The 12,565-nt window shown below is 65.5% G+C and carries 11 protein-coding genes; 2 read left to right on the top strand and 9 right to left on the bottom strand.

From position 1 onward, the window contains the following. Nucleotides 1-46 precede the first annotated feature (46 nt). From ntrX to dusB, 5 genes are all read right to left on the bottom strand, one after another. Nucleotides 47-1,411 carry a nitrogen assimilation response regulator NtrX gene (ntrX, locus tag GGR03_RS02810; RefSeq protein ID WP_183206036.1) on the bottom strand — a complete coding sequence of 455 codons (1,365 nt, stop codon included), beginning with the start codon at nucleotides 1,409-1,411 and terminating at the stop codon, nucleotides 47-49. An 18-nt stretch (nucleotides 1,412-1,429) separates the two neighbouring features. After that, on the bottom strand, nucleotides 1,430-3,649 hold the full coding sequence (locus tag GGR03_RS02805) for a sensor histidine kinase NtrY-like (protein ID WP_183206035.1): 2,220 nt from the start codon (nucleotides 3,647-3,649) through the stop codon (nucleotides 1,430-1,432). A gap of 78 nt (nucleotides 3,650-3,727) precedes the next feature. Next, complete coding sequence (gene ntrC, locus GGR03_RS02800) at nucleotides 3,728-5,170, bottom strand: nitrogen regulation protein NR(I) (protein ID WP_183206034.1); 1,443 nt, start codon at nucleotides 5,168-5,170, stop codon at nucleotides 3,728-3,730. 10 nt (nucleotides 5,171-5,180) lie between these two features. Beyond that, nucleotides 5,181-6,323 carry a two-component system sensor histidine kinase NtrB gene (locus GGR03_RS02795; protein WP_183206033.1) on the bottom strand — a complete coding sequence of 381 codons (1,143 nt, stop codon included), beginning with the start codon at nucleotides 6,321-6,323 and terminating at the stop codon, nucleotides 5,181-5,183. Nucleotides 6,324-6,326: 3 nt separating this feature from the next. Then, nucleotides 6,327-7,364: a tRNA dihydrouridine synthase DusB gene (gene dusB / locus GGR03_RS02790; RefSeq protein WP_183206032.1), complete on the bottom strand. Its 1,038-nt coding sequence runs from the start codon at nucleotides 7,362-7,364 to the stop codon at nucleotides 6,327-6,329. A gap of 124 nt (nucleotides 7,365-7,488) precedes the next feature. On the opposite strand from dusB, the gene GGR03_RS02785 reads away from it, so the two are divergent. Both GGR03_RS02785 and GGR03_RS02780 read left to right on the top strand, forming a co-directional pair. After that, complete coding sequence (locus GGR03_RS02785) at nucleotides 7,489-8,718, top strand: bifunctional 2-C-methyl-D-erythritol 4-phosphate cytidylyltransferase/2-C-methyl-D-erythritol 2,4-cyclodiphosphate synthase (RefSeq protein ID WP_183206031.1); 1,230 nt, start codon at nucleotides 7,489-7,491, stop codon at nucleotides 8,716-8,718. Next, nucleotides 8,715-9,209: a nicotinamide-nucleotide amidohydrolase family protein gene (locus GGR03_RS02780; RefSeq protein ID WP_183206030.1), complete on the top strand. Its 495-nt coding sequence runs from the start codon at nucleotides 8,715-8,717 to the stop codon at nucleotides 9,207-9,209. The genes GGR03_RS02785 and GGR03_RS02780 overlap by 4 nt, the downstream gene beginning before the upstream one ends. Here GGR03_RS02780 and GGR03_RS02775 read toward each other — a convergent pair. From GGR03_RS02775 to lpdA, 4 genes are all read right to left on the bottom strand, one after another. Then, the gene (locus tag GGR03_RS02775; protein WP_183206029.1) at nucleotides 9,206-9,682 is read right to left on the bottom strand and encodes a type II toxin-antitoxin system RatA family toxin; all 477 of its coding nucleotides are present in this window, start codon (nucleotides 9,680-9,682) and stop codon (nucleotides 9,206-9,208) included. The two genes, GGR03_RS02780 and GGR03_RS02775, sit on opposite strands and share 4 nt — an antisense overlap. Nucleotides 9,683-9,706: 24 nt before the next feature. Next, nucleotides 9,707-10,681: a lipoyl synthase gene (lipA, locus tag GGR03_RS02770; protein WP_183206998.1), complete on the bottom strand. Its 975-nt coding sequence runs from the start codon at nucleotides 10,679-10,681 to the stop codon at nucleotides 9,707-9,709. A gap of 38 nt (nucleotides 10,682-10,719) precedes the next feature. Further along, entirely contained in the window at nucleotides 10,720-10,986 is a 267-nt protein-coding gene (locus GGR03_RS02765) for a GlsB/YeaQ/YmgE family stress response membrane protein (protein WP_183206028.1), read from the bottom strand. Nucleotides 10,987-11,110: 124 nt separating this feature from the next. Beyond that, a complete protein-coding gene (gene lpdA / locus GGR03_RS02760; RefSeq protein ID WP_183206027.1) occupies nucleotides 11,111-12,565 on the bottom strand; it encodes a dihydrolipoyl dehydrogenase in 1,455 nt (484 codons plus the stop codon).

Here is a 12,565-nt window from a genome sequence, read left to right as displayed (position 1 = left end):
CCGGTGCAAAGCCATGGCGGATGCGGCCCGTGGCGGCGCCCCGAACTCAGATCCCCAGCGACTTCAGCTTGCGGTGCAGGGCCGAGCGCTCCATGCCGACGAACTCCGCCGTCCGCGAGATATTGCCGCCGAAACGGTTGATCTGGGCGACCAGATACTCCTTCTCAAACACCTCACGGGCGTCGCGCAGCGGCAGCGCCAGGATCTGGCCGTTCGACTGGCTTGGCGTGCGCGGCAGCATGTCGCCGACCTCGCTCGGCAGCATGTCCGCCGAGATCGGCGTATCGCCGTCGCCTTCCCGCGACAGGATCATCAGCCGCTCGACGTTATTGCGAAGCTGCCGGACATTACCCGGCCAGTCGCTCGACTGCAGCACCGCCATGGCCTCCGGTCCGATCACCCGCGGCTTGATGCCGGTCTGTTCGCTGATCTGCGCCATGAAGGCATCGATCAGCGTCGGAATGTCCTGTCGGCGGTCGGCCAGCGGCGGCACCGCGATCGGCACTACGGCCAACCGGTGGAACAGATCCTCGCGGAAGCTGCCGTCGGCGATCATCGATTCGAGGTTTTGCGCCGTGGATGAGATCACCCGGACGTCGACCTTGACCCGCTTCGACCCGCCGACCCGTTCGAAGGTCTGGTCGGTCAGCACGCGCAGGATCTTGTTCTGGGTCTCGCGCGGCATGTCGCCGATTTCGTCGAGATACAGCACGCCCCGATGCGCCTCCTCGAGCGCGCCCACCTTGCGCTCGACACCGGGAGGCGTTTCCGTGCCGAACAGCTCGACCTCCATCCGGTCCGGGGTGATGGCAGCAGCGTTCAGCGCCACGAACGGCCCGTCCGCACGACTCGAGCCGGCGTGAATCGCCCGTGCGACCATTTCCTTGCCGGACCCCGATGGGCCGAGGATCATGACGCGGCTGTTGGTCGGCGCGACACGCTCGATCAGCGTCCGTAACTGATTCATCGGATGCGACTTGCCGATCAGCTCGGTGAAGTCGGAGGAACGGCGCCGCAGCTCCGAGACCTCGCGTTTCAGCTTCGACGTCTCCAGCGCCCGCTCGGCGATGAGGATCAGGCGATCGGCCTTGAACGGCTTCTCGATATAATCATAGGCACCGCGCCGAATGGCCGAGACGGCGGTTTCGATGTTGCCGTGGCCGGATATCATCACGACCGGCACCTCCGGATGCTGCGCCTTGATGGCGTCGAGCAGGTCGAGCCCGTCCAGCCGGCTGCCGCGCAGCCAGATGTCGAGGAAAACCAGCCGCGGCAGGCGCTCGGCGATGGACTGCAGCGCGGCGTCGGAATCGCCCGCCGTCCGCGTCTCGTGGCCTTCGTCCTCGAGAATGCCCGCCACCAACTCCCGGATGTCGGCTTCGTCATCGACGATCAGGATGTCCGATGCCATTGGTCTCACCAGTCCTTTCTACGCTCCGTCCCCATGCCGCCCATCCTTCTCCGAAGGCGGAGCGGCGGGCAGAGTGATGCGAACCATGGCGCCGTGCGGCTGGTCGGGAGCATCGTCCAGCGCGATGGTGCCGCCATGGTCTTCGATAATCTTGCGCACGATCGCCAGGCCAAGGCCCGTGCCCTTCTCGCGCGTGGTCATGTAGGGTTCGAGCAGCCGATCTCGATCCTCGGTCGGAAAACCGCGGCCGTTGTCGATGATGTCGATCCTGTGCCGGTCGGTGCCGGCTTCGGCCCTGATGGTGATCTTGCCACCGCTTGTCCCGGCGGCTTCAAGCGACTCCACGGCATTCTTCACGAGATTGCCGAAGGCCTGCGACAACAGGCGGATGTCGTAGGCGCCGAGCATCGGCTCGGTGGGAATCTCGGCCGCGAAGTCGATGCCGTGATCGCCCATTTCGCGCATGAACACCGCTTCCCGCAGGGCCTCGCGCAGATCGATGGTCTCCATCCGCGGCTTCGGCATCCGCGCGAAGGTCGAGAACTCGTCGACCATCCGGCCGATGTCGGAGACCTGCCGGATGATCGTCTCGATGCAGCGGTCGAAGACTTCGCGATCGTCCTCCACGCGCTTGCCGTAGCGGCGGCGGATCCGCTCGGCGGAAAGCTGGATCGGGGTCAGCGGATTCTTTATCTCGTGCGCGATGCGGCGTGCCACGTCCGCCCAGGCCGACGTCCGCTGGGCATCGACCAGATCGGTGATGTCATCGATCGTGACGACGCTCGACTGGGCGCCCTCCGCCTCCTCCGACGAGGTGATCCGGACCGCGAGCGCGCGCTCGCGCTGGCGGATCCGCAGCTTCACCTCTTCCTGGTATTCCTGCCGATGCGACGTCGTGGCGGCGCGGTGGATCTGGCCGATCTCGGGGAAGATGTCGACCAGCCGGCGTCCGACGATCCGTTCCGATTCGACGGCGAGGATGCGCTGGGCCGACGGGTTCAGCATCGACACCGTGCCGTCGCGTTCGACGCCGATGACACCGACGGTGACGCCGGACAGCACCGCCTCGATGAAGCGCCGCCGTTCGTCGATCACGTCCTTCGCATGGACCAGTTCCGAGCGCTGGCTGCGCAGCTGCAGGATCATGTTGTTAAAGGTGTTCGACAGCGAGCCGACGTCGCCGTCGGAGACCCGCACGGGGACCGAGACGGCGAGATTGCCTTCGCTGACCTCGTCCGCGGCGCTCATCAGGAGACGGATCGGGCGCACCAGCCGGTCGGCGACGCCGATGCCGGTCCAGATTGCCGACAAGAGCACGATGAGCATGATCCCGAGATAGAGGATCGCGAAGGCGACCTGCAGGCCGAATCGGTTCGACTGGAGGCTGGAATACTCCGCCGATCGCTCTTCCATCAGCCGGAGGGCCGCAATCACCTCCGGGTCGACGGCCCGCACCGTGTAGAGATAGGCGTCGGAGATCTGCCGCAGCTGGATGATCGCCCCGACGAGATTGGTGACCCCCGGCGGGATGAACACCAGATTTCCGTCGGCAGCTTGTGCGAGGGCATCCTCGGGGGGCACCGGCAAGGGTCGGTCGACCTCGACCTGGGCCGCAAGAAACGGCGTTCCGTCCGGTCTCAGCAACTGCGCTCCGAGCAGCGAACGTCCCCTCGCCTGCTCGGTCATCAGCTGCTGGAAGCCGGTCCGGTCAAGGTCGTAGAGCCGCCGCTGCTGGTCCAGGTCGTAGGCCATGGAAAGCGTGGAGCCCTGCAGGTTGCGTGCGTTCTCGTTGACATAGGCGCGGGCGACGCTGATCGAGGATTCGACGATGGTGCGGGTGCGGATCTCGAACCAGCGGTCGAGCCCGAGATCCAGCGTGATGCCCGCCACGATCGCCACGAGCAGCGCCGGAAGCGCTGCGACGATCGAGAACAGCAGGACGATGCGCACATGCAGCCGAGACGCCGCCTTGCCCTGCCGCCGGGCCCGGACCATCCGCAGGACTTCGCGTCCGATGAGCACGCACAACAGCAGCACGAAAGCGCTGTTGACGATCGTGGCGATCGTCACGATCGTGTCGCTCGGCTCGATCGGCGTCAGGCCCATCAGGACGACGAACGAGATCGCGCCGGTCACCAGCGCGCCCACGACCGCCAGTAGGCCGGGCACCAGCATGAAGCGCCGCCGCTCGAGCAGGAACGGCACCTCGTGGTCTGACTGGATCGGTTGCGACGTCATCATCCGCTGCGTTTGATAGGCCCGTTGCCACACAGCAACAGAATGTGTCCAAACTGCAACGAGCGCTGCTTTATTGCATCATCTTATCGAGCGGATCACGGAAATGTCGAGGTCACGGATTTTTTTGCGCAGCGTGTTACGGTTGACGCCGAGCAGATCAGCCGCCTTGACCTGATTGCCGCGGGTCGCTGCCAGCGCTGCGGCGATCAGTGGATATTCCACTTCGCGCAGAATGCGACCGTGGAGCCCGGGCGGCGGCAGGTCGTCGCCGAACGAGGCGAAATAGTCCGACAGATAGCGCTCCACCGACGCGTTCAGCTCCACAGGCTTGCCGCCATCCGACTCGATGCCCGGCGAGCGAGCACTGTCGTTGTTGAGCTCGTGCTCGACCAGTTCGGCCGAGATTTCGTCCTGCGGATAAAGTGCCGACAGACGGCGGATCAGATTCTCTAGCTCGCGGACATTGCCGGGCCACGGATAGCGCCGCATTACGTCCAGCGCGCCCTGGCTCAATGTCTTGCGGGGCAGGCCCTCCTTCTCGGCCTGGGCGAAGAAATGTCGGGCCAGATCCGACAAATCCTCGATCCGCTCGCGCAGCGGCGGCAGGCGCAGCGGCACGACGTTCAGCCGGTAGAACAGATCCTCGCGGAACAGGCCGCGGCTGATCAGCTGGCGCAGATCCTTGTTGGTCGCGGCGACGATGCGGACATCCGTGGTGATAGGCGTACGGCCACCCACGACCGTGTATTCGCCCTGCTGGAGCACGCGCAGCAGCCGGGTCTGAGCCTCCATAGGCATGTCGCCGATCTCGTCGAGGAAGAGCGTGCCGCCTTCCGCCTGCTCGAACCGGCCACTGGTGCGGGTCTGTGCGCCGGTGAAGGCACCCTTCTCGTGGCCGAAGAGCTCGGATTCGATCAGGTCACGCGGGATCGCTGCCATGTTGATGGCGACGAACGGTCCCTTGCGGCGGCGTCCGTAGTCGTGGAGCGCCCGGGCGACCAGTTCCTTGCCGGTCCCCGACTCGCCGCTGATCGTCACGGTGAGGTCGGTCTGCATCATCCGGGCGAGGGCCCGGTAGATGTCCTGCATGGCCGGAGAGCGACCCACCAGCGGCATCGATTCCTGCAGGTCGTCGGGCGCGGCACGCGTGCCGCCCTTTGGCTCCGCCAGCGCCCGCCGCACGATCGAGACGAGCTCGGTCAGGTCGAAGGGCTTGGGAATGTAGTCGTAGGCGCCCTTCTCCGATGCCTTGATCGCCGTCATGAAGGTGTTCTGCGCGCTCATGACGACCACCGGCAGGTCGGGCCGCGAGTTCTTGATCTTCGGCAAGGTGTCGAAGGCGTTGCCGTCGGGCATCAGGACGTCGGTGATGACGAGGTCGCCGTCCCCGGCAGCAATCCAGCGCCAGAGCGTCGCGATATTGGAGGTGACGCGGACCTCGAAGCCGGCGCGCATCAGCGCCTGCGAGACTACCGTCCGGATCGCGGAGTCGTCGTCGGCGACGAGGATCTGCATGGTCATGTTGTCTTTCTCAGCCTTCGCTTCCGAAGTTGTAACGGGCCTCGCCCTCGCCCAGCTCCTCCCGCCAGGCCGGCATCAGGATGCGGAAGACCGTGTGGCCCGGCTGCGAATCGCATTCGATCACCCCGCCATGGTCCCCGACGATCTTTGCGACCAGCGCCAGGCCAAGGCCCGAGCCGCTGGGCTTGGTGGTGACGAACGGGTCGAAGATGTATTCGCGGATGTCGTCCGGCACGCCGTCGCCATTGTCCTCGACGCAGAATTCCAGCGGCAGCGTCACCCGGTCCTTGGTGCCGGGCACGGAGAGCCGCACGCCCGGGCGGAACGCCGTCATCAGCTTGATCTCGCCGTCCTCGCGGTCGCGGACCGCTTCGGAGGCGTTCTTCAGGAGATTGAGGAACACCTGCACCAGCTGGTCGCGATTGGCGAAGACCGGCGGCAGCGACGGGTCATAGAGTTCGCTGATCTTGATACCGCGGGCGAAGCCGTTCTTGCCCAGCGTCTTCACGTGCTCGAGCACCGAATGGATGTTGACCGCCGAGCGCTCGATCGGACGCTGGTCCGAGAACACTTCCATGCGGTCGACCAGCTTGACGATGCGGTCGCTCTCCTCCTGGATCAGCCGCGTCAGGCCGCGATCCTCGTCGCTGGCATTCGTGGCCAGCAGCTGCGCCGCGCCCTTGATCCCCGACAGCGGGTTGCGGATCTCGTGCGCCAGCATCGCCGCCAGCCCGGTGACGCTGCGCGCCGCAGAGCGGTGGGTGAGCTGGCGGTCCATCTTGTCGGCGATCGACCGCAACTGGATCATCACGACGACCAGCTCGGGCGCATCGGGCAGAGGCGAGACGTAGAGATCCACCATCCGTTCGGTACCAAGCCGTGGCGACGACACATCCACGCGGTACTCGCTGATGCGGGAGTTCTCGTCGCGGACCTGTTCGATCAGCGCGAAGAGCGGGCTGTCGGCGGGCACGAAATCCTGCAGGCGCCGCTTCGCGAGATAGGCCATGCCGGCGGAGAAGAACTGTTCGGCGTCCGAATTGGCGAAATGGAAGCGGCCGTCGCGATCGACCACCACCACAGGATGCGGCAGGGCGTTCAGAATCTTCATCTGCGCGGCAGTCGCCGACATCACTTCGTAGACATTGTTCATGGGTCAGGCCGCCCGCTGCAGCGGGCGGCGCCGGAAGGCCGGTTCCACCTCGGAAATCTGCGTCGTGCCGATAAGGTGGCGCAGTCGCAACCGGATCGCGGACGTGTCGCTGCCGCCGAGGATCGCAGCCCGGTCGGATGGCGCGACGGTCGCAGCCGCCGCGAACCGATCGAGGTACCAGCCGAGATGCTTGCGGGCGCGACGAAGACCGGCCTCGGCGCCGTAATGGGAGAGCATCGCCTCGTAGTGCTCCTCGACCAGATCGGCGAGGTACAGAGCGCGCAGCCCGGTCTCGCCGATCGCGCCGGCCAGCATTCCGGGCAGCCAGGGGCGGCCCTGGCTGCCGCGACCCACCATGACGGCGTCGGCACGGCTTGCGGCGAGCATCGGAGCGAGATCTTCCGGAAGGGTCACATCGCCATTCGCTATGACCGGGACGCCAACGACTGCGCGCACTGCGCCGATGGCAGGCCAGTCAGCCCTGCCCTCGTAGAATTCCGACCGGGTCCGCCCGTGCACCACGATCGCCTGCACACCGGCAGCTTCGGCACGCGCTGCAAGCACGGGCGCGTTCATCGTGGACCGGTCCCAGCCCAACCGCATCTTCAGCGTCACCGGCACGCTGCCCGCGCCTGCGACTGTGGCTTCGACGATCCGGAGCGCCAGGTCCGGCTCGCGCATCAGCGCCGAGCCGGAAAGGCCACCCACGACCTTCTTGGCCGGACAACCCATGTTGATGTCGATGATGTCGGCGCCGGCTTCCGAGAGCTGTTCGGCAGCCTGGCTCATCCACGCCGGATCGCGGCCCGCGAGTTGGACGACATGAAGGCCGGGGCCGTCACGCATCGCCCGCATTGCGCTTTCCTGGTCGCCTTTGACCAACTCGCCACTGGCACCCATTTCCGATACGACCATGCCGGCGCCGAACCGGCGGGCGAGCCGGCGGAACGGCACGTCGGATATGCCGGATAGCGGTGCCAGAAGTACGCGGTTTCGGAGCCGGGCTTCGCCGATGGTCAGGGGATCGCGCAGATCGGGCATGCCGGAACTTTCACCGCCTATTCCTTGTGCGCCTTCAAAAGATGGCGATTCATGCATCAATGATTTGTACCTTATCGGGGCATGCTCAAAAGACAAGCATATTGCACCGCGATGAGTCGGTTCGATGAATGATCGGACGGTCTCGTCGAAAAGAAAGGCAGCAGCAGTGAAACGGAGCGTCGCAGCAATCATCGTAGCCGCGGGACGAGGCGAACGGGCGGGTCACTCCGCCGAGGGCCCGAAGCAGTATCGCTCGATCGGAGGAGTGCCCGTGCTGCGGCATACGGTCGAAATGTTTCTCGGCTATCCCGATGTCGACCATGTGACAGTCGTGGTACATCCCGACGACCGGGATCTGTTGTCCATCGCGCTGGGCAAGCAGTCGAGTCAGGTGAAGGTTGTCGACGGCGGGGCAACGCGGCAATCGTCGGTTCGGCTAGCGTTGGATGCGCTGGCAGAACGCGGGGCGCCCGAGATCGTGCTGATCCATGACGCGGTCCGCCCTTTCGTGGACGCCGCGCTGATCGGCCGGACGCTGGCTTCCATCGACGCCGTGACAGGCGCCATTCCGGTCATCCCGGTCGCCGACACGCTGAAGCGCAGCCGGGGTGACGATACGGTCGAGACGACGGTCGACCGGAAGAACCTCTACGCGGCACAGACCCCTCAAGGATTTCCCTTCGCGGCGATTCGCGCTGCCCATGCGGCGGCAGCAGAGCTGGACGCGTTTACCGACGACGCTTCGATCGCCGAATGGGCCGGCATGTCGGTACGGCTCGTTGCGGGTTCCGTCGACAATGTGAAACTGACGACCGCCCGGGATATTGCCCTTGCCGACGAACGACTGAGAAGAAGGCACCAGATGATCGATGTCAGGACCGGCAATGGCTACGACGTGCACCGTCTGACGGCGGGGGACCACGTGACGCTATGCGGCGTGCGGATTCCCCATGACGGCGCGCTCGACGGACACTCGGATGCGGATGTGGGGCTGCACGCTTTGACCGACGCGCTGCTCGCGACCTGCGGCGCCGGCGACATCGGCGATCATTTTCCACCCAGCGATCCGCAATGGCGCGGCGCGGCGTCGCGCATCTTCGTCGAGAAGGCCGTCGCGATCATCCGCGACAGAGGCGGGCGGATCATGAATGCCGACATCTCGCTGATCTGCGAAGCACCGAAGATCGCCCCGCACCGCGAAGCGATGCGGCAGGCGATGGCGGCGATGACCGGCCTTGCCCTCGACCGCGTGTCGGTGAAGGCGACGACGAACGAGGCGATCGGTTTCGTCGGTCGTCGCGAGGGAATCGCCGCTATCGCCACTGCCAGCGTCGCCTACGGAGAGTCGGCGTGAGCGGTGAGGCGGCGAAAAGCAGCCTCGTTGCCGCGATCGTCGAACGATACGCGGCTGCCAACGGGACGATCGCGACAGCCGAATCCTGCACCGGCGGGATGGTGGCGGCCGCCCTCACCGATATTGCCGGCTCGTCCGTCGTGTTCGATCGTGGCTTCGTCACCTATTCCAATGCGGCGAAGATGGCGATGCTGGGGGTCGGCGAGGCGACGCTGGCCACATTTGGAGCCGTGTCGGAAGAAACGGCGCGGGAAATGGCCGAGGGCGCCCGGAGCCGCTCGGGCGTCGATGTAGCGGTCTCTATAACCGGAATAGCGGGCCCCGGCGGCGGCTCGGCTACGAAGCCCGTCGGCCTCGTCCACTTCGCCTGCGCCGGGCCGGCCGGCACCAGCCATCGCAAGGAGTTGTTCGGCGACCCAGGCCGCGCCGCGATTCGGCTAGCGAGCACCGTCGTCGCACTGGAAATGCTGCTGGAAGCCTTGCCCGGCTAGCTCGCCGCGACCGCTTCAGGCGTAGGCCGGCCGTAGATCACGTCCGCCCGCTCCTCGAAGGCCTGCGAGAAGCGCCGGAAGGCGAAGTCGAACATCGATCCCATGAGCAGTCCCAGCGTGCGGCTCTTGAAGGCGTAGTCGATGAAGAACTTCACGTCGCAGCCGCCATCCTCCGCCGGGAGGAAATTCCAGCGGTTGTCGAGATAGCGGAACGGCCCGTCGATGTAGCTGACGTCGATCTGGTGTTCGTCAGGCTTGAGGAGCACCTGCGAGGTGAAGGTCTCGCGGACCATCTTGTAGGCCACCGTCATGTCGGCAACGAGCAGCTTCCGGCCGTCCTTCTCCCGCTCCGACTGGATGACCAGGCGCTGGCAGAGCGGCAGGAACTCCGGATAGCGCTCGACGTCTGCAACGAGCGCGAACATCTGCTCGGGCGTATGGCGAACGTGGCGCGTGGTCTCGTGTTGGGGCATGGGCTCTGAACTGGCGGGGACGGGTCAGGCGGCCGCCTGGCGGGCGAGCCGGGCAACCTTCAGGCGGTCGAAATCCTCGCCGGCATGATGCGACGAACGGGTCAGCGGGCTCGCCGCGACGACGAGGAAGCCCTTGCTCAGCGCGACCGTCTCGAACGACGCGAACTCCTCCGGCGGCACGTAGCGGATCACCGGGTGATGCTTCTTCGTCGGCTGCAGATACTGGCCGATGGTGAGGAAGTCGACATCCGCCGAGCGCAGATCGTCCATCAGCTGCAGCACCTCGTTCCGCTCCTCGCCGAGCCCGACCATGATCCCCGACTTGGTGAAGATCGTCGGATCCAGTTCCTTTACCTGCTGCAGCAGCCGGATCGAGTGGAAGTAGCGGGCACCTGGTCGCACCGTCAGGTAGTTCGACGGCACGGTTTCGAGGTTGTGGTTGAAAACGTCGGGCCTTGCCGCCACGACAGTCTCGAGCGCGCCGGGTTTGCGCAGGAAGTCGGGGGTCAGGATCTCGACCGTCGTCCCGGGCGCGGCGGCGCGAATGGCGCGGATCGTGCGGACGAAGTGTTCCGCTCCGCCATCGGGAAGATCGTCGCGATCGACGGAAGTGATGACGACGTGGTTGAGGCCCATGGCCGCGACGGCGCGACCGACGCTCTCGGGCTCGCTCTGGTCGAGCGCATGCGGGCGCCCGGTGGCGACGTTGCAGAACGAGCAGGCGCGCGTGCAGATGCCGCCCATGATCATGAAGGTCGCGTGCTTCTTCTCCCAGCACCCGCCGATATTCGGGCAGCCGGCCTCTTCGCACACGGTGACGAGGTTGTTGGACCGCGCGATGGCGCGAGTCTCGTGATAGCCCTGCGACGTGGGCGCTTTGACGCGGATCCAGTCGGGCTTTGGCACCATCGTCGCGTTATCGGGACGATGGGCTTTTTCGGGATGCCGCGGCCGGGGCAATACCCCGGCCGGCTGGCGATTATCGAGCACCGTTACCATGGACGTCATTTAGCCATGGAGTGCCGGTGATGCAAACGTCAGGCGCGGCCGCGACCGCGGAATGCCCGGAAGATGAAGATCAGCAGGCAGGCACCGATGAAACCGGTGATGAGGTAGGCGATCCAGCCCGAGCCCAGCGACACGCCGATCGCGGCGAGGATGGCATTGAGAACGACGGCCCCGACAATGCCGAGGATGATGTTCATCAAGAGGCCCATGTCGCTCTTCATGAATTGCTCGGCGAGCCAGCCGGCGATACCGCCGACGATGATCGCTGCAATCCAGCCCACTCCGTTAACGTCCATGTCTCAGTCCTCTTGTGATGATCGTGTCACGGAAATTGGGCGGAAAGCGCTTTCGACAAGGCGCAAAAGAATAAAACTTTCAGACGCAACTAACGGCAGCGTATCGCGTTTTTGCCTGTTGCAATCACATGTGTATGACCCGGCCATAGGCATCGAGCACGCTCTCGTGCATCATTTCCGATAGTGTCGGGTGCGGGAAGACGCTGTGGAACAGCTCTTCTTCCGTGGTCTCCAGCCCCATGGCGATGACGAAGCCCTGGATCAGCTCGGTCACCTCGGCCCCCACCATGTGGGCCCCGAGAAGCTCGCCGGTCTTCGCATCGAATACGGTCTTCACCAGTCCTTCCGGCTCGCCAAGCGCGATCGCCTTGCCGTTGCCCTTGAAGGGGAAGCGGCCGACCTTGACCTCGCGCCCTGCCTCCTTGGCTTTCGCCTCGGTCAGGCCGACGCTGGCGACCTGCGGCTGGCAATAGGTGCAGCCCGGGATCTGGGTCTTCTGCATCGGATGGACGTCGAGGCCCTTGATCGCCTCGACGCAGATCGTGCCTTCATGCTCGGCCTTGTGGGCCAGCATTGGCGGACCGGCAACGTCGCCAATCGCGTAGATGCCCTCGACATTGGTCCGCCCGAACCCGTCGATCGTAACGATGCCGCGCTCGATCGCGACGCCGGCCTCTTCCAGACCCAGCCCTTCGGTGTTGCCCTGGACGCCGACCGCCGAGATCAGCCGCTCGGCCGACAGCGTCTGCGACTTGCCATCCTTGGTCTCGACCGTCACCTCGACGCCGTCGCCGCCTTTCGTCACCTTCGACACCTTGGCGTCGGTCAGGATGCGCATGCCCTGCTTCTCGAACTGCTTGCGCGCCAGGCCGGCGATCTCGGCATCCTCGACCGGCATGATCTGCGGCAGCAGCTCCACCACGGTCACGTCGGCGCCCATGGTACGGTAGAACGAGGCGAACTCGATGCCGATCGCGCCGGAGCCCATGACGATCAGTGATTTCGGCATCGCCTTCGGCTTCATCGCCTCGAAATAGGTCCAGATCCGGTCGCCGTCCGGCTCGATTCCCGGCAGGACGCGCGGGCGGGCGCCCGTCGCAACGATGACGTGCTTGGCCTTGTAGGTCCCCTCGCCCAGCACGCCCTTCGGCACAGGGTTCTGCGGCTCGACCACGGGCTTGCTCATCTTGCCGACGGAGACCTCGACCGGCCCGCCCTTCCCCGCCTTGGTGATCTTCGCTTCGCCCCAGATGACGTCGATCTTGTTCTTCTTCATCAGGAAGCCGACGCCGCCGTTCAGCTGCGCCGAGACACCGCGCGAGCGCTTGACGACGGCCGCCATGTCGAAGCCCGGCTTCTCGATCGTCAGGCCGTAATTCGCGGCGTTCTCGGCGTAGTGGAAGATCTCGGCCGAACGCAGCAGCGCCTTGGTCGGGATGCAGCCCCAGTTGAGGCAGATGCCGCCCAGGTGCTCGCGCTCGACGACGGCCGTCCTGAAGCCGAGCTGCGCCGCGCGGATCGCCGCGACATAGCCGCCCGGGCCGCCGCCGATGATGAGAATGTCGTAGGTGTCAGCCAT

It is taken from the genome of Aurantimonas endophytica (assembly GCF_014196845.1).
In the GTDB taxonomy this organism is placed as follows: domain Bacteria; phylum Pseudomonadota; class Alphaproteobacteria; order Rhizobiales; family Rhizobiaceae; genus Aurantimonas; species Aurantimonas endophytica.
This window is presented reverse-complemented; position numbering and strand designations above follow the sequence as displayed.